At 43.5% G+C, this 25,135-nt stretch carries 26 protein-coding genes and 1 other annotated feature; of the genes, 4 read left to right on the forward strand and 22 right to left on the reverse strand.

The features are described 5' to 3' along the window. Positions 1 to 345: 345 nt before the first annotated feature. From tyrS to LOSG293_RS04515, 3 genes are all read right to left on the reverse strand, one after another. Positions 346 to 1,605, reverse strand: a complete 1,260-nt coding sequence (gene tyrS, locus LOSG293_RS04505) for a tyrosine--tRNA ligase (protein WP_034527561.1) — start codon at positions 1,603 to 1,605, stop codon at positions 346 to 348. Between the two features lie 45 nt (positions 1,606 to 1,650). Next, positions 1,651 to 1,858 (reverse strand) — a binding site (T-box leader). A 46-nt stretch (positions 1,859 to 1,904) separates the two neighbouring features. Further along, positions 1,905 to 2,153: a hypothetical protein gene (locus tag LOSG293_RS04510; protein WP_034527564.1), complete on the reverse strand. Its 249-nt coding sequence runs from the start codon at positions 2,151 to 2,153 to the stop codon at positions 1,905 to 1,907. 36 nt (positions 2,154 to 2,189) lie between these two features. Next, on the reverse strand, positions 2,190 to 2,612 hold the full coding sequence (locus LOSG293_RS04515) for an SDR family NAD(P)-dependent oxidoreductase (RefSeq protein ID WP_034527566.1): 423 nt from the start codon (positions 2,610 to 2,612) through the stop codon (positions 2,190 to 2,192). Between the two features lie 63 nt (positions 2,613 to 2,675). Between LOSG293_RS04515 and LOSG293_RS04520 the strand changes: the two genes are divergently transcribed. After that, the gene (locus LOSG293_RS04520) at positions 2,676 to 3,191 is read left to right on the forward strand and encodes a GNAT family N-acetyltransferase (protein WP_051907218.1); all 516 of its coding nucleotides are present in this window, start codon (positions 2,676 to 2,678) and stop codon (positions 3,189 to 3,191) included. A 102-nt stretch (positions 3,192 to 3,293) separates the two neighbouring features. Here LOSG293_RS04520 and LOSG293_RS04525 read toward each other — a convergent pair whose 3' ends face one another. Both LOSG293_RS04525 and LOSG293_RS10130 read right to left on the reverse strand, forming a co-directional pair. Continuing rightward, positions 3,294 to 4,493 (reverse strand): helix-turn-helix domain-containing protein, encoded by a 1,200-nt coding sequence (locus LOSG293_RS04525; RefSeq protein WP_235786810.1) that lies wholly within the window; start codon positions 4,491 to 4,493, stop codon positions 3,294 to 3,296. Continuing rightward, complete coding sequence (locus LOSG293_RS10130; protein ID WP_235786815.1) at positions 4,376 to 4,789, reverse strand: hypothetical protein; 414 nt, start codon at positions 4,787 to 4,789, stop codon at positions 4,376 to 4,378. Before LOSG293_RS10130 ends, LOSG293_RS04525 begins: the two co-directional genes overlap by 118 nt. 482 nt (positions 4,790 to 5,271) lie before the next feature. On the opposite strand from LOSG293_RS10130, the gene LOSG293_RS04530 reads away from it, so the two are divergent. Beyond that, on the forward strand, positions 5,272 to 6,660 hold the full coding sequence (locus tag LOSG293_RS04530; RefSeq protein ID WP_152551102.1) for a hypothetical protein: 1,389 nt from the start codon (positions 5,272 to 5,274) through the stop codon (positions 6,658 to 6,660). Between the two features lie 147 nt (positions 6,661 to 6,807). On the opposite strand, the gene LOSG293_RS04535 is transcribed toward LOSG293_RS04530, so the two are convergent. The 17 genes from LOSG293_RS04535 to LOSG293_RS04610 all read right to left on the reverse strand — a co-directional run bounded on the left by LOSG293_RS04535 (position 6,808) and on the right by LOSG293_RS04610 (position 23,252). Then, the gene (locus tag LOSG293_RS04535; RefSeq protein ID WP_034527572.1) at positions 6,808 to 7,560 is read right to left on the reverse strand and encodes a potassium channel family protein; all 753 of its coding nucleotides are present in this window, start codon (positions 7,558 to 7,560) and stop codon (positions 6,808 to 6,810) included. A gap of 126 nt (positions 7,561 to 7,686) precedes the next feature. Continuing rightward, the gene (locus LOSG293_RS04540) at positions 7,687 to 8,496 is read right to left on the reverse strand and encodes a MucBP domain-containing protein (protein WP_034527575.1); all 810 of its coding nucleotides are present in this window, start codon (positions 8,494 to 8,496) and stop codon (positions 7,687 to 7,689) included. Between the two features lie 111 nt (positions 8,497 to 8,607). Then, positions 8,608 to 9,165: a hypothetical protein gene (locus LOSG293_RS04545; RefSeq protein WP_034527577.1), complete on the reverse strand. Its 558-nt coding sequence runs from the start codon at positions 9,163 to 9,165 to the stop codon at positions 8,608 to 8,610. Beyond that, a complete protein-coding gene (locus LOSG293_RS04550; RefSeq protein WP_034527579.1) occupies positions 9,166 to 9,405 on the reverse strand; it encodes a hypothetical protein in 240 nt (79 codons plus the stop codon). Next, a complete protein-coding gene (locus LOSG293_RS09960; protein ID WP_160171705.1) occupies positions 9,365 to 9,580 on the reverse strand; it encodes a hypothetical protein in 216 nt (71 codons plus the stop codon). Before LOSG293_RS09960 ends, LOSG293_RS04550 begins: the two co-directional genes overlap by 41 nt. A gap of 12 nt (positions 9,581 to 9,592) precedes the next feature. Continuing rightward, complete coding sequence (locus LOSG293_RS04555) at positions 9,593 to 10,750, reverse strand: hypothetical protein (RefSeq protein WP_034527581.1); 1,158 nt, start codon at positions 10,748 to 10,750, stop codon at positions 9,593 to 9,595. 75 nt (positions 10,751 to 10,825) lie between these two features. After that, the gene (locus tag LOSG293_RS04560; protein ID WP_034527582.1) at positions 10,826 to 11,452 is read right to left on the reverse strand and encodes a hypothetical protein; all 627 of its coding nucleotides are present in this window, start codon (positions 11,450 to 11,452) and stop codon (positions 10,826 to 10,828) included. A gap of 154 nt (positions 11,453 to 11,606) precedes the next feature. Continuing rightward, positions 11,607 to 12,722 (reverse strand): aminotransferase, encoded by a 1,116-nt coding sequence (locus tag LOSG293_RS04565; protein ID WP_034527584.1) that lies wholly within the window; start codon positions 12,720 to 12,722, stop codon positions 11,607 to 11,609. Positions 12,723 to 12,744: 22 nt separating this feature from the next. Beyond that, positions 12,745 to 14,175, reverse strand: coding sequence for an arginine-ornithine antiporter (gene arcD / locus LOSG293_RS04570; RefSeq protein WP_191976214.1), 1,431 nt, complete (start codon positions 14,173 to 14,175; stop codon positions 12,745 to 12,747). 142 nt (positions 14,176 to 14,317) lie between these two features. Next, positions 14,318 to 15,655 (reverse strand): aspartate aminotransferase family protein, encoded by a 1,338-nt coding sequence (locus tag LOSG293_RS04575; protein ID WP_034527587.1) that lies wholly within the window; start codon positions 15,653 to 15,655, stop codon positions 14,318 to 14,320. 2 nt (positions 15,656 to 15,657) lie between these two features. After that, positions 15,658 to 17,106 carry an APC family permease gene (locus LOSG293_RS04580; RefSeq protein WP_034527589.1) on the reverse strand — a complete coding sequence of 483 codons (1,449 nt, stop codon included), beginning with the start codon at positions 17,104 to 17,106 and terminating at the stop codon, positions 15,658 to 15,660. Positions 17,107 to 17,297: 191 nt separating this feature from the next. Further along, positions 17,298 to 18,125: a MetQ/NlpA family ABC transporter substrate-binding protein gene (locus LOSG293_RS04585; RefSeq protein WP_034527591.1), complete on the reverse strand. Its 828-nt coding sequence runs from the start codon at positions 18,123 to 18,125 to the stop codon at positions 17,298 to 17,300. A 36-nt stretch (positions 18,126 to 18,161) separates the two neighbouring features. After that, on the reverse strand, positions 18,162 to 18,848 hold the full coding sequence (locus LOSG293_RS04590; RefSeq protein WP_034527593.1) for a methionine ABC transporter permease: 687 nt from the start codon (positions 18,846 to 18,848) through the stop codon (positions 18,162 to 18,164). Beyond that, positions 18,838 to 19,881 carry a methionine ABC transporter ATP-binding protein gene (locus LOSG293_RS04595; protein WP_034527594.1) on the reverse strand — a complete coding sequence of 348 codons (1,044 nt, stop codon included), beginning with the start codon at positions 19,879 to 19,881 and terminating at the stop codon, positions 18,838 to 18,840. The genes LOSG293_RS04590 and LOSG293_RS04595 overlap by 11 nt, the downstream gene beginning before the upstream one ends. A 358-nt stretch (positions 19,882 to 20,239) precedes the next feature. Continuing rightward, entirely contained in the window at positions 20,240 to 20,857 is a 618-nt protein-coding gene (locus LOSG293_RS04600; RefSeq protein ID WP_160171706.1) for a DUF1648 domain-containing protein, read from the reverse strand. A 265-nt stretch (positions 20,858 to 21,122) separates the two neighbouring features. Next, positions 21,123 to 22,730, reverse strand: a complete 1,608-nt coding sequence (locus tag LOSG293_RS04605) for a peptide ABC transporter substrate-binding protein (RefSeq protein ID WP_034527596.1) — start codon at positions 22,728 to 22,730, stop codon at positions 21,123 to 21,125. Positions 22,731 to 22,880: 150 nt separating this feature from the next. Further along, positions 22,881 to 23,252 (reverse strand): iron-sulfur cluster biosynthesis family protein, encoded by a 372-nt coding sequence (locus LOSG293_RS04610; protein ID WP_051907219.1) that lies wholly within the window; start codon positions 23,250 to 23,252, stop codon positions 22,881 to 22,883. A 317-nt stretch (positions 23,253 to 23,569) separates the two neighbouring features. On the opposite strand from LOSG293_RS04610, the gene LOSG293_RS04615 reads away from it, so the two are divergent. Both LOSG293_RS04615 and LOSG293_RS04620 read left to right on the forward strand, forming a co-directional pair. Beyond that, positions 23,570 to 23,956 carry an aggregation-promoting factor C-terminal-like domain-containing protein gene (locus LOSG293_RS04615; protein ID WP_034527639.1) on the forward strand — a complete coding sequence of 129 codons (387 nt, stop codon included), beginning with the start codon at positions 23,570 to 23,572 and terminating at the stop codon, positions 23,954 to 23,956. A gap of 112 nt (positions 23,957 to 24,068) precedes the next feature. Continuing rightward, positions 24,069 to 25,106, forward strand: coding sequence for an SGNH/GDSL hydrolase family protein (locus LOSG293_RS04620; RefSeq protein ID WP_051907220.1), 1,038 nt, complete (start codon positions 24,069 to 24,071; stop codon positions 25,104 to 25,106). The last annotated feature ends 29 nt before the right edge of the window (positions 25,107 to 25,135 follow it).

The following is a 25,135-nucleotide window of genomic DNA, read 5'->3' on the forward strand; positions in this document are numbered from 1 at the left end:
GTTACTAGCGAATTGACTTCGCAAATGTTTGTTTTGGATTCAACCTAAGTTGAATCGCCCTGCACATTTGATTCGTCGAAACTTTGTTCAGTTTTCAAAGGTCTACATAATCGCTGTTGTCGTTCGCGACAACTTTATAAGAATATCACGTTCGAAACTCAATGTCAACAAGAAATTATTTTTTCTTATTCGGCGTTGATCAGCCAAGTTGGCTTTCCGTAGCAGCGCAAGAACTAATATACCAAGTCAGTCCATTTTCGTCAAGCATTTTTCTAAAATAAAAAACGATCACACCAGATATTCTCCAGCGTAATCGTCTCAATTTCTGTTTTCTTCTATATATGACTAATCTTTAACTCGAGCTAAGAAGTAACGCTTCTTACCACGACGAACGACAACAAACTTACCGTCGAAGTGTGTACTTGGATCAATCTCAGCATCCGTGTCATCAACTTTTTCACCATTAATGCGGATGGCACCGTTCGTGACGTCCTCACGAGCTTGTCTTCTGGATGGTTCAATACTAGTCACATCAACTAGCCATTCGACAATATTACGTTTCTCTGAAGTCACATCGACTGATGGCATGTTCTTGAATCCTTGTTCAATTTCACTCGTTGATAAATCAGCCACGTTTCCTGAGAAGAGTGCTTCAGTAATGTCCTGTGCTTCTTTGACAGCAGCATCCCCATGGACAAAGGCTGTTACTTCTTCTGCTAGGCGACGCTGTGCTTCACGCTTTTCTGGCGCCGTTTTAATCTTTTCACCGAGCTCGTTGATTTCGTCCTCACTAAGGAACGTGAAGTACTTCAGGAACTTAATCACATCCCGATCATCTTGATTAATCCAGAATTGGTAAAACTCGTATGGTGTGGTCTTCTCAGAATCAAGCCATACAGCACCACCTTCAGTCTTACCAAACTTAGTACCATCCGCCTTTAACAGCAATGGCATAGTCAGGGCAAACGCCTTAGCATCTGAGCCCTTAACCTTGTGGATTAAATCAATTCCGGCCGTAATGTTCCCCCATTGGTCAGCACCACCCATTTGAATTTGGACATCCTCTTCATCAAACAAGTGAAGGAAGTCAATAGATTGCAAAATCTGGTAGGTAAACTCAGTGAAAGAAATTCCGACTTCAAGTCTTGAAGCCACTACTTCTTTAGCGAGCATCGTATTCACATTGAACAGCTTCCCGTAGTCGCGAAGGAAATCGAGTAAGGATAACTTGGACGTCCAATCGTAGTTATTCACAATTTTGAAGGAACCGTCCTGACCAAACAGGCCTTGCATCTGAGCCGTAATCTTCCGCGCGTTTTCCTCAACGACATCCATCGTTTGAAGTGTTCGTTCTGACTTCTTACCACTTGGATCCCCAATTGAACCGGTTGCGCCACCAATAACGATGTATGGTCGGTGTCCTGCTAACTGGAATCGTTTCAAAATCATAAACGGAATTAAATGACCGATGTGCATTGAGTCACCCGTTGGATCAATTCCAACGTACAAACCCACACTCTTTTCGTTAACTAATTCAGTTAAACCATCTTCGTCGCTCATTTGGTTAATGGCGCCACGCCATCTTAAATCATCAATAATGTTCATATCTGTTCCTCCTCAAAATAAAAAAAGTCCCCAATGACAAAAGTCATCAGGGACGAAAGTTAAATTCCGCGTTACCACCCAAGTTATTTTTGAAATAGTCAAAAATCGCTCTGGCATCGATAACGGAATGACCCGCTATTACTCTAGTAGCTCCACAAGCGTAATTCATGTGTCGAGTCGCTTAGCTTCCAGCACCCGCTAAGTTTCTATATCGTTGCTCGACGACACTACTTCACTGCTTCATTGCTGTATAGGATTTATCATACAAATCTAATGAAAAAAAGTCAACGACTCTTTCACTATACTGAGAGAAAAAGTGATTTTGGTCTCATCTGACGGGTCGCTACGGGCAGCATCACAGCACCCAACGCATCCAAATCAATCTTTGCGTCGGCTTGCTGTTGCACCCCCACCACCTGCACAGCTCGTTCTCGAAGGGTAGCGTGTTCATTTAACTCATAAGTTAATTCAGTCAACACCACTTGTTTGTCCAAAAAGCGAACAACATTTGGCTGTCGACTATCCTGTTTTGTTTCTACCACGTTCATGACAATACCATTTTGTGCGATGAACGGTCGAATGGCTCACATCAATAGGTAACTTCCTCTGGGTACCGCGTTAACCACAATATCGACGTGACCCCAAAACTGAGAAATAACCTCGGTCAATCGGTCTGCATTATCTGGATCATTCCAATCCCCTTCACTCACAATTAAGCGCCCACCGCTTTCCTGAATTCGGTAAGCAACTTCAAACGCCATGAACGGTTCTTCATGGTGCATGAACAATACCTCAGCACCTTCCATTGCTAATATGATGGCGAGTAGCGCACCAATGCCGTTTGCATCATTAGTCACCAGCGCTTTTTGACCCGACCAGCGATTTATTGCAAGGTATTGATCGACAACTCGATCAATGCTGGTGAAACAATCGCGAACTTCTCTTAGATTACCTTCTATCAGCTTCACCTCATTTCTACCTTCACCATAACGTAAAAAGGTGTCCATTCTATTTTCAAATGGTGAATAATCCGTGAAGCTATGTCAAAATAAACGTAGAGGTGACGTCTAATGTTAAAAATTTATCCCGCATCTTCGGCCAACCAAGATCAAATCCAATCGATTGCCGAGCAAACCTTTATCGAAACGTTTGGCCCATTCAATTCCAAGGCGCACATTACCGAATACGTACAACAAAACTTGAACCTGACGAAAGTTGCAGAGGAAGTCGCTGACCCTCGCACTCATTTCTTTTTGGCAATTGACGACGGACAAGTCGTTGGTTACCTAAAAGTGAATGAGTTTGGTAGTCAGACGGAAAATGGACTTCGCGACTCATTAGAAATTCAACGCATCTACGTCCTAAAAAAATACCATTCTAAAAAAGTTGGTGCCCAACTCATGAAACTAGCGATTCAACTCGCAACCCAATTTCAGGTAACCTTCATTTGGCTGGGTGTTTGGGAGTATAACGAGCGTGCTATTCAATTTTATGAAAAATTTGGTTTCAAACGATTTGGGCAGCACACCTTCATGATGGGTGACCGGCCTCAGACTGATTGGTTAATGAAACGTCCAATGAACTAACCTTAATTCAGAGCACAAAAAAAGCCGCATATTGCGGCCCCCAGGTTAAACAAACCTGATCTTTTTATATGTCCCCACTATCACTAACAGCTAATTCCGTAACTAGTTCATCCCTCCGAGAATTTTCGTCAAGTAAATTAACCGTTCATCACGATACGCGTTGAATACACGACTATAGTTTTCAGTCATCGGCAACTCGCGAATCCATCTGACTAAGACAGTGTCTGGATTCTGGCTGATTTCCTCAATCAACTCGGTTTTCTCTGCGTAAACAACGATTGCCGGTTGAATGTCAGATGAGTAACTCTCAATTGGCAACATCTTAATCTGACCCAACAACGCAAACTGAATAATGTCCTTGCTAATACCATACAAGGATTCGTATACAAACACGGAAATTTGAACACTAAATTGTTTGACTAGAGACATCGCTGCATAAAACAACATGCCAATAATATTAACGCGTTCGCCGTCAACAATTTCTAAATCGGATTCCATAAGTAGTTTTGCTGCACAGGTCCTAAACTTAACAAAATTAGCCGGTTTTTCCCCTGTGATTAACTGGTCAATACTTGACGAAAATGTAACTGGATAATTACCGAAATAAATAATCATCAGAATATATCCAATTATGCGCAACTCCAATTTCACAAGTACGACTTGCTCATCGGGCGTTACACCTTCACTGGTCCAGATTGAGCGCCAATCCTCGCTCTTGTTAACCCCATTAACAAGTTCAACGACCTCATGATTTGGCAACCTAAGGATAAAGTCCGGTCCATACTTCATCACAAACTTCAGAGTATCTGTCTGTGTCAAAGCATCTTGACCTGACAACTTGTAATTCTCCATTAGGTATTGGGTTAGAACCGACGTCCCCGCCGTTGAATTCAACGGCATCAATTCTACAAATACATCGCCACGCTCATATTGTTGTCCCTGCGACAATCTGATGAACATGACGGCCAAATAACGTCGTCGTGCACACTTAGTCAATTCGGATTCCGTTGTTGTCACATCACTTTTGAAGTAACGATCAACAAAATCCTTGACGAGCTCGACCTGTTTTTCAGACAACAAGTCCGAAATATCAGTTCCAGTGATGTTAAACAGTGTCATATAAAAGTACTCAACTAAAACTTTGTTCCCCTCAATGCGGTATGCGCCAAGATTCAACCGGAGCCCTACCTCCGCCAGTTCATGACGAATATTCTCAGTGAGTCGATATAATTTAGCCTTAGAGATGTGCAGCTTTGTGATAAAGGATTCAACCGAAGTTTCGGACTGCAACAAAATCGACACCAAAAGCTTATAACGATTTGGCTTTGATAACGGCAAGTCCGGAAAGCATCAAAATCCGTTTTTTCTAGTAATTCTTCATCGGAAAGCACTTCATTCGACTCATTAAATGCCCTTAAATCATCAATTAGTTTATGATAGATATGTAACACCTTGTTATAACCAAGGCCGTATATCGCATCAAATTCCCGAATTGTATTACCAGGTTGTTCCTTTAAAAACAAAAGGAGCCTTAATTTTTGCACTTCATCAGATGTAAGAATTTCAGCATCAATGTTCACGATTTCACCAGCATTCACCGAAATTTTATTTGAGTCACCTGGATGACAAATTAAGCGTAAATAAAATCCGGAATTTTTTCAAATTTAATTAGTCTAATCAGGAGCATTTCTCAATTTTTAATTGACGGTGTAAGCCAAATTGAGAATCGCCTTTTGTAGGGAAATTTTAAGCTATTTAGCCTCGATTTGGAAGTATTTGCACTCGCTTATATATACGGTAAGAAATTTAATTCAAATTACTACTACTTTCCTACTTTAGTTCCGCCTACAATTTCCCTTCTTCTATTTTAACATAATTCTAAAGTAAAATTGACAGGAGTTGTACTATGCACCCAATTTTTATCTTAAAAAGGTCGGTTAAATGGACAAATATCATCCTTTTTGGTTTTGCTTTTCTAAACATGATGGTTTTAAGCCTATCTTCACCACTTTACAGCTTCAATAACGGTGTGGACCCTAATACCATGTTCACCGTTGGCAGAGGGCTACTATCAGGTCTAATGCCCTATAAAGATCTATTTGAACAAAAAGGACCACTCGTTTTTCTGCTTCATACGGTGGCCGCACTCATCTCTAAGACAAATTTTATCGGTATTTACTTCTTAGAGTCGCTGGCGCTCGGCTTTTCAATGCTGGGGATACGTCGAATTCTTGCCAATTACCTGAATCTTTGGTCAGCTACTTTTTTAACCCTCATTAGCCCCGCCTTAATCGGTATCGGACTATTCTTCCGTGGTGGTGATACGGTCGAAGCGTTCATCACACCATTGCTCGTGGGATTACTCGTCCTTTTATTCAACCATCGAAATGAGGCGGCAATTTCTTTTACTTTCCGGGAATTGTTAATACAAGCCATTTTAGCCACCATCGTTTTCTGGATGAAATATACGCTGATTGGGCCTTGGTTGGTCTTTTTTCTCGCGGTAGCATGCCACAATGTTTTCAACAAGAATTGGCCTGCTCTTAGTAAACTTGTGCGGGCCGCAATTCTCGGATTTACGGCCATTACCGCACCGCTCCTATTTTTCTATTGGATTATGAGTGCTTTGGACGATTTATTTCATATTTACTTCTACGTGAACTTGCATTATTACACAGATTCCGGGCACCTTACTATGTTGGCACGACTCATTCAGCCAATTCAAAATCTTTGGCAAACCGGCGGCATTCTCATCCCAGTTGTCATGTTGCTAGCCATCATTCGCCTAGTGATTGGTACCCGATTTATAACTAATCGATTCATCAAACAAGTGATTGTCGGTTCTCTAGTCAGCCACTACCTGCTAATGTTCATAGGCGGCAATACCTTCACCTACTACTGGGAAGGATTCGCCGCTTATCTTTGTCTAGCACTTATTAGTTTTGGTATCCCGATTTACAATAAACTTAGCCACCCCATTCCGTACATTGCACCGGCAACCGCAATTTTTGTCGCCTTGGTACTCCCTTTTGTTAGCAACCAGAACTACTTGAATTCTCGTCTTTTTCCCAATAATCCAATGATTACTTACCCAACAGCAGTGACATCTCATCCCCAACAATATGCCATCCGATTTGGTAACATCATCCAGCACTCACCTCACGCCAAAGTCCTCAATTTTGGTGTGCTCGATTTAGGTGTCTACCTAACTTCAGGAACAACCCCACCAACAAAGTATTTCTCAATCAACAATCTGCCTACCTATAAACCAATGCATCGTGCGCAGATTGAATTAGTTCGTCACCGCCAAGTTAAATTTGTGGTGACCCGAATCCCATATGGTACTCAATTAAACGCACAGCCACAGAAACGTTATCAAGTTCTCCATCAAAACTACCGCGTCATCACAAAACAATCCGCCGTCTTTGAAGATCACATCTTCACCTATTTATTACTGACACGGCGTTAAAAAAGCGGGTTAATCTCATTGAAACCGTTTACAGAAACTTGGATTCGTGCTAAGGTTAATTCAGTCATACAAACCTACTTAGGAAAGGGGGGAAACCCCCTTTCGTTTAAAAACAACTTGTGAAATATATTTCAAGACCAGCAGTCCTCAGGGATGCTGGTCTTTTTTAATCTCATTTTTTAAGTTAGTTACTTCTTGATTCAAATCTGCTACCTGGCAGGTTAATTGCACCAATAAGTCATGATTACTCTGAGCATCCCGATCCGTCTGGGTGGTTGCTTCACTAGTAAAATAGTCCGTAATGGTACTTGTTAATAACCCAATGAACGCCACCCCACCGAGCATCAGCACAATCGCAATCATTTTGCCCCAGGCAGTCTGTGGGGTCAGATCACCATACCCCACAGTGGTAGAAGTCACAATCGCCCACCATAGCGCCTGTGGTAATGACCGGTGTTCAGCAATCGAAAATCCTAGGGCGCTCAATGTGATGATGGCAACGCTCATTGTAAAAAGGTAAATAAACCCAGTGTCATACACGAAGCGGTGAAAGTTTTTTGTCCACTTGCCCGCTACCCCAAGATGCCAAAATAAGTGATAATATCGGACAATTCGAACTAAGTGTGCCAATCTGAAAATCACAAAACCGGGATGCATTGGAATAATCCCCAACAAGTCAAATGCGGCGTGAATTAAAAACGTTTTTTTACTCTTGGCAACTATTAAACGAATAGAATAATCGACCGCAAAAACAAACGTCAGACCCGCTGCGATTTTCATTTCAACATGCCAGTTGCCTACATGAGCCATGATCAACGCCACATTAATCATTGAGGCGAGCGTTAAGATCATAACGCCCCAATGATAAGCTGTAATTTGAATTGCTTTCTTTCTTGTCATCTTCCATCACCTAATTCTGGTAATTGCCTATATATTACTCGCTTTCGATCGGGATGATAACTAAAAATATCAAGGTGACATTAAAAGAACCAGAAATCGCAGCGGATTTCTGGTTCTTTTTTCACGTTACTCTTTACGCTTCTTGCTGCCGACTAGTCCCATCACTGCCGTAAACGCTAGCATGATTAAGCCGGTAATGCCACTCACAGATTGTTTTTCTTCCGTTTGTGGTAGTTGCGTATTCTGATTTTGAGCCTGAGTAGAAGTTTCGAGCGTTGCTGTGTTGGCTGTACCAGTACCTGTCTCAACACCACCCGGTTTACCAGCCTCTGCTGGATTTTCAGGATTAGTTGGTAATTCCGGTGTCGTTGGTTGGCCGGGTTGCTCTGGCGTTTCCGGAAGTTCAGGTGTACCTGGTTGTTCTGGTGTCCCAGGATTTCCTGGCTGCTCCGGTGTAGTGCCCGTGCCACCCCCGTTGCCACCACCATTATTAGTGGTTCGGTAAACGTAGATAACCGTTTGTGCCTCACCGGTCAAAGTGCCATCGGCTGCCGCACTACCGACACCCATCGTTACAAATGTATAACCATCAAAGGTCTTTTGCTCGGTTTCGTACGGATTGCCATAATCCATCCCCTCTGGGTAGGTCGCTTCTGCCGTACCCAGTTGGGTGCCATCTTCAGTTTGGTAAATCACTTGAACAGGCTTAGCCGCTAAAGTAACCAGAATCCCGACTTGGGCGGGTTCCACCACTTGAGATGAATTAGCCGCTAAAGCAAAGGTATTCCATACTTGTGGCTGATCAATATCTTGTAAAGTCGCTTTGTCGGGTACCTTAACTTGGAAACTAATCGTTTGGTTCTGACCCGCAACGGTCGTTTGACCATCATCAGAAAGTACAAATCGGAAGGCCTTAATCTGCGACCAATCCGTCACTTGATCCGCAGCTAGCCAGGTTGCGTCTGTAGCCCCAGTGACATCACTAAGCTGAGTAACCCCGTTTGGATAAATGGTATCTGAATCAAGTAACCCGGAAACTTTTGGTAACTAAGTTGTCGTGTAAGCAACCTGCACCTTACCTTGCCAACTAGCTGGCAAGGTAATTGGCCCCATTAAACTCACCGTGAAATTTGAATCCCGGTCAGTCCCATCGGTAATACCCAAGTCTCCAAGTGAAGGCAACTCATCGAGACCATATAGTTGCTGGAACGTTTCATCCGAATTGGCGCCAGTCGTCAAATGAATTGTGGCAATGCCGTTTGGACTCAAGGTCACCGTTTGGCCCCAATCCGTCCCCTGTGCATCCGCAATGGTACCAACGACCTGTAAATGATTGGTCGTCGCAATGACGTAACTAGCCCCCGTTGTCACAACCTTTTTAGTGTTGCTTCCATTCGAGTTGACGTCTTGCTGGTCTGTGGTCAACACCGTATCTGTAATATTTGCTTCATCATCAACCGCCGGGACGACATAAGTTGGATCACCGAGGAAACCTACTAGTTTCAAATCAATCGTACGGTCGGCATCATTGGTGACATCAACACCAAACGCAGCAGTTAAACCAGTCGTAGTTGTTAGGTAATGGGTCTTCCAAACGACCTTCACTCAAGCTTCGCCCGTTTGATTAAAATCAGCCTTTACCAGTTCGACTGAATAGTTAGCACTAGCTGCCGTACTACCAGCATCATACGAAACGCCCTTAGGTAATAGTACATAGCCCGTGAATTCATTGTTTAATTGGGTGAGCGATGTCGAGGTTAGGTTAAATTTCACCCCAACTTGATGTTGCCCCTGCACCATTTGTTCACCGGATGTGGTGTCCGTGAAACCAACTTGAGCAGTCACAACCCGTTCCACCCCGGATGGCATTGTTCACAAGTTGTGCCGTTTGAGGCCCGAAGTATTTAACGAAGCCAGGATACTTCGATTCCCAATCTTCCTGCGTATAGGCATAGCGGCCGGCACCTTTATTGTCACCACCATAAAAGGCAACATACATTGAGTTTTTCACTTCACCCACATAACCCGCTTTCTATTGGGTCAAAATAGTTGCCGTGCCATACATTCCGGCTGGTGCCCAACCATAGTCTGGCGAATTAACATTGCTTGGTAACGTATCGTTGCCTTGCTTATGGAAGTACAAAATGATTTCCTGAACCGTTTTACTCGTATCTAAGCCCATCGCTACTAGCTGATCTTTCGTGAGGGTTTGGTTGAGAGTGACCTCAGTATTCAAGGCATGGTAAACCCCGTCACCATAATCCACCGCCAAAGTTGCATAAGGGGTTTCCGCGAGGACAACAGGATTCGTGTCACTTGAATCTGGTCTGAAGTAGAACGTTCCCGTATTGAATCCAGTAAATTGAAGATTTGGATCTAAATAGTAATGTAAGGTGTACATCGCAAAATCAAACGTCGAAGAAGTCGCAACAGCCGGCGTCAAGTAAGCGGTGAACCCCAACGTTGGGTTGTCCTCAGTGTAGAAAGTTTTATTAGGATTACCAGAGGTTGTCGCTGTATTACCTGCGCCATCGACCGGTCCCCGGTGAGCAACCGCATATGCCGTTCCAACAGTTGGTGGAATCGCATCTGATTCAGAAGGGGCGACCTGAATTGTCGCTACCGCACTATTCCCACTAACCGTGTCATCATAATAGTTAGCTGAGTAGGCCCCCTTATTCTTCAAAGACGTATATGGCACCACGTCCGAATTTACGGTCGTGCGAATATTAAATAGATAATTGATATCATTAGCTGCTTGCTCATTTTCAGAAGGCGCGACCAAATTCCAAGTGAGTAATGTTGTGCCATCCGCATTTTTCGTGAGGGTCGGTTCCATAGTACTCAAACCAGTGCCCGTTTTAAGTCCGACATACGTGAGACCCTTTGCCAATAAATAAGTGACTTTAATTGTGGAGCCGGGTTTGATAAAAATCTGACCCTTCGTTGAAGTTGGGATGGTCACCCCAAATCCCCAAACGGCTACATCCCCTTTAGCGGGGTTGCTGTGCGTTTCACCGGCAGTACCACTTTCAACAGCAACAAGCTTGTTGGTCATACTACTCGTTTTGGCAGCCAAGATTTTTTCGCTCGCCTGGGCCGTTGCCGGATTAACCAATTCATCAGCTTCTAACTTAGCGGTCACCTTCACCTGTTGCCCGTTTGGAAAAATACCCGGTTTGGTCTTCAAAGCTAAAATGACACTGTCATACTGACCACTCTTAAGGGTTTCAAAGTTGTAAGTCAGCGTCCGCTTGCTGGGATCTCAAACCGGAATCGTGCCAGCAATCATCAAGTCAGTAACATTTTGCGTAAATTCGATGCCAACCGTGTCAGGAACTTTCAGCGTTAATTTTGCATTGTGGAGCGTAAACTTTGGTCCAGTTGACTTTACCGTCACATTAAAATCAATCTCATTACCTGACGCAACTACTTTTTGAACCGCTGAAATGACTGTTGAAATATTCGATGTATTCTCACCAACATTTTCCGGATCAGTTGGCGTGGTGGTTCCTCGACCATCTGCCGGAATCACCACTGCAGCTTCATTCGAATCCTCGTCGCTGGTTGGGGTTTCCGGATCGGTTGGCGCGTCTGTTGCGGCAGATTCCGCTGTAGCCGTTGCTGAAGTCATATTAGCTGCAGAGCGATTCGAACTTTCGCTGGTCGTTTCAGGAGCTACCTGAGATTCTGTCGAACTCGAAACTGCATCTTGGTCAGCTGCCGTTGTCCCGTCTCCCATACTGGACGACGAAGCTGAGGATGCACTACTGGATGCCACGGTTGCCGTATCATCGGCTTTTACCGAAGCATTGTTATCCATTAGGCCGTAGCCTAACACCGAACTACTGACTAACAAACTGTAAATAATTCGTTTTGTATTGAACTTCAAAATGATCAACCTCCCTATTGCTCATTTGTATCCGTTTACAAAACAAATTATACTGAATCTTGCACCATTTACTATTGGTATGACTCGACTTTTATGAAAATACTCTAATTAAAAACGGGATCGACCATATTGGTCTATCCCGTTTACTCATCGTTTAATACTGTTTCAAGAATTTCGAAAGACGCTTTAGGCCCTCTCGGAGCGTTGCTTCATCGGTACAATAACCTAATCGTGCGTGACCCGGCATATCAAACCGATTACCAGGTACTAAAAGCACGCCCTCTTCCTGCAGTAACCGAACACAAAATGCTTCTGTATCCTCAGGAATATCAAATTTAACGAATGAAGTTGAGACGGCCTGTGGGAGCACGACGCTAACGCGTGGTTCAGAATCCACCCAATCTTTTAAAATTTGTAGGTTGTTCAGCACAATCTTCTTGTTCCGCGCTAAGACTTGATCCTTATGACGTAAGACATGCACCGCCATCAAATCGTTGAAGATCCCAGCGCAAATCATCGTGTAATCTCGATACTTCCGGAAAATGTCAGCTAGTTCAGTATTAGTTGCGGTCCAGCCCACCCGAATACCGGGAATGGAGTAAGTCTTCGAAAGCGAATTAGTCGCAATTCCTTTGTCATACAAATCAATAATTGAGGCAAAGTTTTCGGGATGATCAAGGGGTAGATAAACCTCATCAACTAACACGTATGCCCCCACTGATTTGGCAATTTCCACCACTTGTTCTAAAAATTCGCGACTTAATAGTGTCCCAGTTGGGTTATTCGCATTATTCAAACAAATCATTTTAGTATCTGGCCGGATTAGCGCTTTTAGTTCGTCAATGTCAGGATACCAATCAGCATCTTCCTTGATGTGCCAAAAGTCGACTTCAGCGCCTAACGATTTAGGAATGTCATATAACTGTTGGTAGGATGGATATTCAGAAATGACGTGGTCACCTGGCTCAATCAGCGAGTATAAAGCTAGATGATTAGCTCCAGTGGCCCCATTCGTTTGCAGAATGTTTTCAGGAGCCACGTGATCATAAAGTTTAGCCACCTCTTCTTTAAACTCTGGTGAACCTTCAATCCAGCCGTAATTCATCTTTTGTTCGTCTAGCATTTGGTAGAAACTTTGACCGTTTTCACCATCTAAATTCAAAACTTCGTGCATCGTCATTGAAGAAACCGTACTTTGAGCGATGTCATAAGTTGCACTCTTTTCCCAAACGTTCAGCCATTCCTCGACGCCAAATCCTGCAATTTCCACAGTTGATCACTCCTAAATAGTTTTATACTGAAATTTTACCCGTTGCGAGTAACACAATACTAAGTACTGCCCCTAACACGATGAAGCAAGTGACGAGCCATTCACCTTTTGAGAGCCAATGTGCCGCACCGTTATCTGTACGTGCTTTGGCAAAGAAGAAAATACCTGGAATATAGGCAATGAAGCACAGTAATAGATACTGTAAGCCAGCCATATAAATTCCTGCACACTGGAAGGCAAACGCAAAAATTCCGTAAAAGAGTTGCACGTTGCTGCCCTTTTCAGCGCGATGTTGCCAAGCGTATTTAATTTGGTACGCTGCTACGAAAATGTAGCAAATCACGATAGCTGCCGTACAGAGGGAATAGGCAAAGTTATAGGCCTTTCCCGTGAAGAGCAATGTAAATAAGAATAATTGAATCAACACGGCAGTAATAACCAAGGCAAAAGTTGGCGCCTTGAATTTATTTTCTCGCCCAAAAATTGGCGGTAATAAATGCCGTTTCGTCATCAACAGCATCGTTTCTGCTGGCAACATTGTCCATGACAACCATGAACCAATGATGGAGATAATTAAACCAACACTAATGAAAGCACCGCCCCAAGCACCAACCATGTCTCTGAAAATGTAGACCATCGCTGGTTGGTTGATGTTGGCCAAATCAGACCGGCTCATGTAGCCGTATGGTAAGACTGAAGCTAAAACGTAAATCAGTAACAAGCACATTAACCCAATGATGGTTGCACGGCCGGCATCCTTCTTGTTTTCAGCACGAGACGACATCATGGCTGCCCCTTCAATCCCGACGAAGACCCACATCATCACCATCATACAGTTTTTAATTTGTTCACCGATACCTACCCCGCCGTTAAAGTTACCGGAAACGTTATTCCAGAATGCGGCGGTAAAGAGGTTGGCTTTGAATAAAATGATGGCCACCACAATGAACGTAAAGAGCGGAATCAACTTACAAATCGTGATAATTGCGTTTACAAATGCGGCACTTTCCACACCTCGATTGACCACATAGGTTAATCCCCATGAGATCACACTGGCACCAATAATCGATGGGACGTTTTGACCCGTCTTGAATACTGGCATGAAGTAACCCAACGTACTCATCAACACAGTTGCAAATGCCACGTTACCTAGCCAGGCGGACAGCCAATAACCCCAGCCACTAATAAAGCCAGCATACTGACCGAATCCTTCTTCTGCATAAGCAAAAATTCCTTCGAGATCCGGGCGCTTTAAAATTAAATTGTTTAATGATAGCGAAAGCATTAAAATCCCGAATCCGACGATTACCCAAGCCAATAAGACTGGTCCAGGTGAAGCGGCAATTGCTAAATCTGACGTCAGCGCAAAGACTCCTGCGCCGATTGATGACGTGACGACCATAGCCACCAGGGCTGTGAGGCCAATACCCTTTTTCTGCTGTGATTCTTGCATATTCATCCCCTCCAAACGGATATTCATGATAACTAAAGCGTTACCATTGCTGTATTTTAACATTTTCCTATGGAGAACCCCTAGCGTAAGCCTGAGCAAAAAGAAAAACCATCCGCAGATGGTTTTCGTTTATTCTTTAATTTTACCAACCAATTTCGTCGGCATTATCTGGCAATTCAAGTTTCCCCGCAGCCAACTCACTGAAGGCTTGATCTAACATACCGAATGCTTGATCAAGTTGTTCTTCAGTAATAACCAACGGTGGCTGGAACCGTAAGATGTTGCCACGCAGACTAATGATAATTGCACCTAATTCAAAGACGCGGTAAATCAGCTTCGTTGTAGCCTCAGGATCTGGTTCGCCCGTTTCGGGATCAACGATATCAATTCCACCATCAAGACCATACATCCGAAAATCACCGATAAACGGATATTTAGCCTTTTCCTTGGCGAAGAAGTCACTCGCTTTTTTGCCCAATTTTACGGAGCGGCCAACTAGGTCCTCGTCCTCCATAACGTCCAACGTTGCCATTGCGGCAGCGGTTGTTACCGGGTTACCGGCAGTCGTGAAGACGTTAGCCGGCGCGTTGAGCGATTCGAGAATCTCTTTGCGACCGATAACCGCACTAAGTGGCATCCCGGAGGCTAGCGATTTACCGACGACCATCAAATCAGGTTCAACATCAAAGTGCTCAATGGACCACCATTTTCCGGAACGGCCCATTCCCTGGTTCACTTCGTCAACAGCTAGCAAAATGCCATTTTTCTTAGCAAACGCCGCCAGTTTTTGTACGAATGCAGTTGGCGCTTTCACAATACCGCCATCACCCTGAATGGGTTCAATGACAACAGCCGCAACCTCCTCAGCTGGTAAATACGTTTCAAATGGTTGCAAAAAGGCTTTAAACATGCGATCAACAAACGCGTCTTCATCCTCGCCATCAAGCCGTTGCCACGGATCAGGATAAGGCACCTTTACGACGTCAGGTAGTAAAGGTCCAATCTTGCGCGACATGTTGAGGCTGACCGAAGATAATGTTAGCGAACCAAAGGTAGAACCGTGATAAGCCCCAGTAAAACTCACAATGTAAGGCCGACCAGTATAGGCGCGGGCAAACTTAATCATGGCATCATTGGCATCCGAACCAGAATTCCCCCATGATAACTCAACCGGTCCACTAATTGGCGCCAGCGCTGCTAAGCGCGGTGCCAGTTTAACGGCTGGATTATTGGCAAAATAGGCTGGCGTATACTGAATCAGTTTTGCCGCCTGGTCTTGGATTGCTTTAACAATGTGGGGATGCGAGTGACCGGTATTGGTCGATGACGCGCTTGCCAACAAGTCAATATATGTCTTGCCGTCAGCGTCAGTAATCGTTGCACCCTTTCCACTGTCTACCACAATATTGAAGTATTTTACACGTGAAGCCTTTGAAAATGCCTTTGATTCATCATCTAACAAGCGTTTGTTCTCGCTCATACTTAGTCCTTCTTTCCTTTATTCCCTTGTTGTAGGTAGGAATGGTGAATTCCATAGGTAAAATAAATTACTAATCCGATTAGGAACCAGATGCCCGCGTAAAGCTTTGCTTGGATATCAAGTCCCCAGAAGATTCCGAGGGTGCCAAGGAAGCCTAACGCTGGTAGAACTGGGTAAAACGGCATTTTGAAGCTTGGTTCTGGAATATCTTTTCCTTCACGACGACGTAAGGCATACATCCCCAACGAAACGAACATAAAGGCAATCAGGGTTCCCGCTGAAATCAATTGCGCTAAGAACGCAAATGGGAAGAACGCACCAATTAAGATACCAATCACTGTTAACAAAATTAAGGCGTGGTTTGGTCGCTTCTTTTCATCAAGCTGACCCAACCATTTTGGTAGCATACCGTCACGACCAAATGAGTAAATCAAACGGGAGCCGGCAAGCATCATACCAATCAAAGCAGTGAACATCCCTAACACAGCGACACCCTGTACAATAGCGGCAATAGTGCCATGACCACTTTGTCGTAGTGCCCAACCAACTGGTTCAGCGTTGTTCGCGTAATCTGAATACTTGAACATACCAACAAGCACTAAGGCGACGGCCATAAACAACACAACGGCAATTGCAAGCGAACCGAGGATACCACGAGGCATCGTCTTTTGGGGATCCTTGGCTTCTGCAGAGTTAGCCGCAATAGAATCAAAGCCAATGTAGGCCAAGAAAATCATTGAAATTCCTGAGTAGATTCCTTGCCAACCACCAAATGCCGTACCATCAGCATTTTGATGGTATGCAGGAATAAATGGTACATAGTTGCTAACCTTAATGGCCGTTGCCCCAACAATAATGAAGACGATAACGGCAAGAACCTTTAAGACCACTAATACATTTTCAACTCTGGCAGCTTGTGAAACACCGTATGCCAGGAGTAATGCGACCATTAACATAATGACAACGGCAAGTAGGTCAACGACCCCACCATCAGTTCCAAAGGCGTTAGCAAGCGACTTCGGCATCTCTAAGCCTAATGGTGCAATCAGTCCTCTAAAGTTGGCGGACAGCCCTGATGCCACGAAGGCAACTGCGATGAAATACTCGGCCAGCAGTGCCCAACCGGCAATCCAGCCAAAGAATTCACCAAAAATCACGTTAATCCATGAATAAGCCGATCCGGCAAATGGCATGGCTGCAGACATTTCTGCGTAGGCAAACGCAACTAATCCGGCCACGATTGCGGCCCCTAAGAAGGACAGTGCAACCGCTGGACCAGCATGTTGTGCCGCCACAACACCTGGTAAGGTAAAGATGGAAGTCGATACAATCGTCCCCACCCCTAACGCTAAGAAATCTCTCACTCGAAGCGAACGAACTAGATGGGCATCCTTATCTTCGTAGACGTTTGGATCCTCTTTCAAAAATATCTTTTCTTTCAAACTACTCATTCAGAAACCTCCAATAAATTAAATCAATAACAATAATCGCAAAATGAATTATTAGAATATGATTAGTACATTCTAACAGGATTAAAAAACCCCGTCAATGCGGTTTCGCCATTAACGCAAAAGAAAACCCAAACCATTTCCTGGTTTGGGTTCAAAAAGCTTCAATTAGTTAACACTTGATAATTTGCTGCTTATTTTCCGTTAGGGTAAGCAGGAACCACGGCACCCTTGTAGTGCTTAGCAATCCACTGTTGCGTACTCTTTGATTGGAGGGCCTTCATCAATTTCTTGATGGCTGGCTTCTTCGTGTCGCCCTTACGAACGGCCACAATGTTCACGTATGGAGAAGAGTTCTTTTCAAGCGCAATTGAGTCCTTACGAGGGTCAAGTCCAGCTTGAACAGCGTAGTTAGCGTTGATGAAGACAGCAGCACCTTCGTTGTTCTTGAGGAATTGAGGCATCAACTTAGGTTCAAGGTCAGTCTTGAACTTCAGGTTCTTCTTGTTGTCCTTGATGTCCTTAAAGGTTGCAGTTGTAATCTTAGTACCTGGCTTCAAAGTAACTAAGCCAGCATCGCGTAAGATAGTCAACACACGGCCATAATCAGCAACATTGTTACTTACCAGGATAGTTGCACCACTAGGCACGTCCTTCAAACTCTTGTACTTCTTTGAGTAAGCACCGATTGGTTCCAAATGGACGTTACCGGCACTAACCAATGAGCCATCATTTTCCTTGTTCCAGTTATCTAGGAATGGGATGTGTTGGAAGTAGTTTGCATCCAAGCCCTTGTTAGCTAAATCCTTGTTAGGTAAGACGTAATCTTGGAAAATCTTAACTTTAAGGTTAACGCCTTCCTTTTTAAGTTGTGGTTGAACATGCTTCAAAATTTCTCCGTGAGGAATGTTGGAAGCTCCAACTGTAATCGTTGTTTCTTTGGTTGATGACTTACCACAACCTGCCAAAATAAGTGCAACGGCGAAAATGCTTGCAAGACCTGCAATCCATTTTTTCTTCATAACGTGAATCCCCCTCATTTAATTGAAAATAATTTTTTAGCGTTTATCGATTCGTTTGACGACGATATCGCCAGCAAACTGACAAACGAAAACCACTAACACAATAATAACGGTTGCGACCAGCGTGACAGCATTATTGCTGGCCTGGAACCCATCAAGGTAGGCTAAGTTTCCTAACCCACCGGCACCGATTGCCCCAGCCATTGCGGTATAGCCAATGAGTGAAATGGCAGTAACGGTGATACCGGACACAAGTGCCGGCATGCTTTCAGGTAGCAGCACCTTGAAAATAATCTGCCCCTTGGTTGCCCCCATCGATTGAGCCGCCTCGACGACGCCGTGATCGATTTCATGGAACGCAATTTCAACCAGTCGAGCGTAAAACGGTGCGGCTGAGATGATTAAGGACGGCAGGGCCGCTTTCGGTCCGATGATGGTGCCCATCACGGCCTGAGTCGCTGGAAGCAAGAGAACAATCAAGATGATGAATGGAATTGACCGGAAAATGTTGACGAACGCCGCCACAATCCAGTTCAATGCTCGGGCACCAGCTGATTTACTGTTGCTTGTTTCAAACAGCAATAGCCCTAATAAAGCACCTAAGATAGCGACTACGATAATGGAAACTAACGTCATCCAAACCGTTTCCCAAGTCGCTAGCCACATTTTTGGCCAATCGACGTTACTTAATTGAAAGTATGATGCAAAGCCATTATTGTTCACGTTCGATCACCTCCGTTTCAACACGCATCGTGTTGAGATAACTCAAAACTTCTTTGACACTGTCTTGATTATCGCTAATGACTTGAATATATAGGGATCCAAGCGCCCCTTCAGTAGTTTGGTGAATATTTCCTTCAATAATACTGAGATCCACATCTGGGAACTTTCGGATGACACTAGAGACAATTGGTAATTGTGCCTGGTCACCATGGAAGCCTAATTTGATGATTAACCCGTTTGGATACTTCTTCAACAACTCGCTAACTGCCAGCGTCGTATCGTCCTGACTTGATGTGCTGGTTTCCTGGTTAACAAATCGCTTGGTAATGGCTTGTTTGGGGTGCTTAAAGACATCCAAAACTGGTCCCTGTTCCACAATCTCACCGGCGTCCAAGACGGCCACTTGATCACAAATTTTCCGAATTACGTGCATTTCGTGAGTAATTACGACAACTGTGAGTCCTAGCTTCTTGTTGATGTCCAACAGTAAGTCCAACACCTCATCAGTGGTTTGTGGATCCAAAGCACTCGTTGCTTCGTCAGATAGCAGAATCTCGGGATCATTTGCCAGAGATCTGGCAATTCCGACCCGTTGTTTCTGTCCACCAGATAACTCTGATGGATAAGCGTTTTCCCGACCCTTTAAGCCAACCAACTCAATTAAACGAAGTACTTTTTCTTTTCGTTGCGCCTTGGGTACCTTGGCAATTTCTAGTGGAAACGCAACGTTTTCAAACACCGTTCGTGACCACAATAGATTAAAGTGTTGGAAAATCATCCCAATTTTGAGACGTTGTTCGCGGAGTGCCTTACCTTTTAGCTTACTAATTTCAGTGTTGTTGATGGTTACTGAACCGGTCGTTGGAAATTCCAAACCGTTCAGCATCCGGATGATCGTACTCTTTCCGGCGCCAGAATAACCGACGATACCGTAGATCTTGCCATCCGGAATGGTTAAGTTAACGTCGCGAACTGCTGCGACTTGACCTTCTTTAACATCAAACGTTTTTGATACATCTTTAAATTCAATCAATTCTTGCCCCTCCTGTGAATCAAAATAAAAAGCCCTCTCGTCTTATTAAATAACCGCCATTATTTAATAGGACGAAAAGGGCTTCTTTTCGTGTTACCACCTAAATTCTTAACAATCTCGCGATTGTTAACTCATTGAGTCATAAACTCATGTGCGTTAATGGGCACCACCATCGTCAGCTTACTTTCTCGAAGCTCGCCGACGCTTTATTCAGCAAAGACCATATTCGATGTCCCCTCAACACTCCGTTTCACCATCAGGAGCTCTCTTTGGAATTGGGTAACGTCTACTCATCTTTTCAAATCGAATTTTAATTATTGATGTTGATTATACTGAGCCCACAATTCAGTGTCAAGCTTTATTCTCGATTTCGTACTCGAGTCAGCTGCCAGGCCGACAGCAAAACGAGTACGATGAAGACGCCAATTGCCGCTACCGAATAGCTAGCTGGTAGGAAAACGGAACCCAACATCAGCAAACCACTCACAATCAAAGAAAGGACGACCAAATGATTGGCACGTTTAATTGCAATGGCATTTGCCGCTGATGTCTTCTCCGAAACTAAACGGCGATTCCAAGAAAATCCTCCTACTAGAAGGGAAATTAGTCCTAAAGCAATCATCGCAACACTGCGAATATTGACCAAGTGACCCAGTGCAAAGAGGATAGTGACCGTATAAAGTAGATTACTTAAAAATGGCACGATACTTTTAAAAACGGCCGTCAAACTTGGATCAACGGTATCTTTAGTCCGTGTATCGTTGATAATACACATCAAGGCTTGAAAAATCGCCATTACAATTGGGAAGCCAAAAACAAACACTGGCTTCGTCACATAGGTATTAGGCTGATTATTCATGCTAAAATGCACCGCAATCGTTGCCGGTAACTTTGAATAGAGACTAATACCCAATAAAACAGGCAGGAGACTCAATCCTGTCGTCCAACTTAATACCTGCCACCTTACCTTTTTCACTTTGCCATCCCCTCTAATCTAAAAACTAAAACAAGACAGTTTCTTTCGAAGACTGTCTTGGTGATCCTTATGTCTATGTCAGCTTTAACCCAGCCAGCTCCAAATTGGAGCATGTTCGATGAATCCGATTATTTGACGAATCACCCACTTCTTTTATTCTTCCCAATTATAGCAAACTCAACCGTCTCAAGATAGGCGAGTTTGCGCCTGCAAACAAAAAAAATTGGGATTCCCCAATCTTTCCGTGTATGAGCCTCTTTAACACTTATTTCCAATAAGCGTATTGATACTGTGCTTCATTCAGAAGTGAGTAGTCTAAGCCACCCACGTTCTTACTAACTAACTTGGCTTCTGATGGCTGATAAAGTGGCACGACACCCTTAACATCCATAAGGCGCTTGTTAGCCTTAGCTAGCGTATCATAACGAGTTTGACCCGTTTGGGTTTCTGACTGTTCGAGTAGCTTATCAAACGCTGCATCTTTCCATTGTGTGAAGTTAACCGTGTTATCTGAGGCAGCAAGATCCAAGAAATCGTAGGCATCCAACCAGTTCGTGCTCCAACCGGTTAAGTTCATTTCAAATGAACCATCAAAGTCACGACTTACGTGTTGCGCATGAGGGATCGAGGTTATCGTCACCTTCAGCCCCTTAAAGTACTTTTGTGCAGTGGCTTGGATATACGTTCCCACGTGCTTATCTTCATCGGTATCATCCGTCAAAAGGTTCAACGTGATACTTGATTTACCCTTTTCTTTCAGATAAGCCTTCCAGTAACTTTGTGCCTTTTTGACGTCCGTTGGCAATAAGTTTCCAGTTTCGGTCGCCATATCTTTACCAGTTTCTGGGTTCTTCTGATCGCCGACTGGCACAAAACTCTTCGCGGGTTTAGAACCGTCCTGCAGAACATTTTCTGTCAGTGTTTTGCGGTTCACAACGTATGACATCGCTTGACGAAGATTCTCGGAATTTGAAACCGACTTCTTGTTATTAAAGTATAGATACTGAAGACGTCCAATCAAATGCGTTTGCAGTTGTTTATTATTAGAATTTTGACGCACGTATTGACCATTAACCGTGGTTTCCTGAACTTTGTCACTCTTAAATAAGTTCACTGCAGTATTCTGATCCTTGGTGACTTGTACGTTCACTTTTTTAACTTTAACGTTCTTGGCATTCCAGTATTTGGTGTTCTTTATGTATTTCCAGGTTGAATTGCTACCGGTCCAGCCAACTAATTTATAGGGACCGTTTGCCATGGTCTTATCAGCATTTGTGCCGTATTTCTGACCATATTTATGTACTGCATCTGTGTTAAGTGGTAAGTATTTGCTTGCTGCTAAGTAGTTGAAATAAGGAACTGGATTGCTTAATTGAACTTGAAGCTTAGTCTTGCTTAATGCTTTAACGCCTAATGCATTAGGACTCTTTTTGCCGTTTTGAATGGCGTCGTAATTCTTAAACGCCGAATAGTTGCTAGCATATTGCGCCTTAGTCTTTGGATCAACGGTTCGTCTGAATGAGGTGACGAAATCCTGTGCGGTAACTTGTTGACCGTTTGCCCACTTGGCATCCTTACGTAACGTAAAGGTATAAGTTTTACCACCGTTAGTCGGTTTCACAACCTTCTCAGCAACACCAGGTACCAAATTGTTCTTTTTATCGAACGTATACAGCCCTTCCATCGTTTGATAAATCAGGCTAGCACTGTTGGTATCTGTCGCCTTGTTCGGATCGGCAGTCAGCGGTTCACTCGCTAGAGTTACGGATAACGGTTTACTCTTGTTCACCGACGCCCCCGATTCGTTCCCGCAAGCCACTAGTAACATGCCTGCAAGTGCCGTAGTCCCGAAGACTAGATATTTAGTTTTCATATGTATGTCCCTCCAAAAAAGAAATCCACATCAACTTTTAATCTAAAGTTAATGTGGATTCAGTATAACACCCGCTGTTCAACTGTCAATAGTTAAAATACAGTTAGCACAATACAGACATTATCATTTTAATTTAATGAATAACCAAGTTTACTTAATACCTTCTGTTTCAGCTGGGTCATCAACAATCTCCAAATTAGCTTCAACTAAACCGCTATTGTTTGAAAATTGCACCATCCCGTTACTGTTCAAAGCCAACTTAGGCCCTTCGTTTTCAAAATAGCCTAAGGAATACTTCTTCACCCAAACTTGGCCAAGCGGCGAATCCAAAAGGGGTTCGTAATCATCCCCACTAATTTCATTAGCCACCAGCAGGAGTTTGAACCCACCATCAAGGGCGCAGCCCCCAACCGCAGAGTAAGGCCCCACACCGTCGTCGAAGTCTAAAACAATGTTCTTTTGATCAGCACTATGGCGCTTGAGACGTTCAACTACATCCGCACTCATTTTAAATTCAATCATATTTCTTACCTCTCTTCTGCAGGTTCACCAGTGCAATCATTTTGCTGATAGATCTCCTGGTCCAGAAAATAGTTTAACGCCTTCTGGCAAATAGGAAAAGAAATACGACTTGAATATGGGAAAAGAAATACGACTTGAATATGACAGAACGTTAACGACTTAAATAGCGAGCTTATCGCGTTTACATTTTCAAAATGAGTTGTTTTTGGTATAAAAGTAACCTTTCTTAATCTTGAGGTAATCACTTGTTAACAAAACTGAAACATTGCTGGGTTATGCTGGGGACATTAATTATTGAAATTGGAGCGGATTACTCAATGTCAAAGCTTAAAACTGGATTCATTGCTTTACTTGCTATCTTTAGTTTCACTTTTAGCAGCGTCAGCGAAGTAATGACGCCAACTCAACCTGAACAGACTGCACAAGCTGCAAAGCTTTCAACAGCCCAACAAATCGCAAAAATTAACAGTAGCTTATCAAAAAAGGAAAAAAGTGCCAAGCACTATATTGCCATGCGTGAATCTGGTGGTGGCTATACTGCCAAGAATGGTAGTTGTTACGGTAGATACCAATTGCTAAGAAGTTACTTGCACTACAATTACAGTAAAGTTAACCAAGAAAAAACTGCTAACAAATACGTTAAGGCTCGCTATGGCTCATGGGTTAAGGCTAAGAAGTTCTGGCTCAGTCATCACTGGTATTAATGTCAAAAGAGCAACTCCAAAATCTGGAGTTGCTCTTTTTTTGTGAGTTTCGGTTTACAGCAGTCCATGACACCGTTAGAATGGAACGAGACATTTACTAGGGGAAACTATTTTGTTACATAGAACACTGAAGCTAACGATTGCCGCGGTCATTGCACTTGCGGCCCTAGGCTTTCAGACCGATAAGTCCGTCATTGCCAAAGGGACCGCCGTTAAAATTTTAAGCAATCAAACCATTGAACAAGAAGCCTACTACATTCCAAATGGCCGAGTACTCTATCAAAAGCCAAAACTAACTGGTACGAAGACGTCCTCTACTCATTTTAAAAAAGTGACCTGGTATGCCGATCGAACTGCTATCGTCCAAAAAAATATCGACGGAAAGGTAACCAAGGCCGTTTACTTACGTGTCACTAATGAAACTGGCAATAAAACGTTTTGGACTTGGCGTGGAAATCTCAAACAAATTACCAGTCCATATTTCAAGGTTAGCGATACAGTTGCTGCTAAACGATTTAAAAATGTGAAGTTGGCCTACATGGGCGACTCAATTCCTCATGGTTGGAATGGGTATACCAACTACCTCACGACCAATTACCCCACGTGGATGAGTAAGTACATGGGAATCAATCTTCAAAAGCATAAACCAACGAATATGGCAATTTCAAATGGTAAAATTTTGGGCACTACGCAACGAGACATGTCCCAAATTGTCCCAAAGTGGAATTTCAAAAATTATGACATCTTAACGATTCAGTACGGCACCAATGATGACGGTCACGGTACTGAGTCACTCAAGGACGTCATGACAGAACTCCAAACCAACATCACCACAATTAAAAAGCAAAATCCCAAACTCAAAATTTACGGTTTTCTCCCAATTTCAAGATTTGCTAAAGGAACTGGTCTACCCGCCAAAAACATCAAAATGGCGGGCGGTTACACGTTCAAACAACTTCGCGATGCTGAGCGGAAGCTCTATAAGAAAAACAAGATACCAGTTCTCGACTTCCAAAAATTGGATCCAGGGTTGATTACCCGCGAGAATCGCAAGGTAACCCTTCGCGATCACGTTGTTCACCCAGCAGTTAAGACCAATCAACAACTTGGTCGGATTGCGGCTACTTTCATTGAAAATCATTATAAATAGGAAAAAGCACTGAAATCTTCGGATTTCAG

The sequence above is a fragment of the Secundilactobacillus oryzae JCM 18671 genome, from assembly GCF_000740055.1.
GTDB classification, from domain to species: Bacteria; Bacillota; Bacilli; order Lactobacillales; family Lactobacillaceae; genus Secundilactobacillus; species Secundilactobacillus oryzae.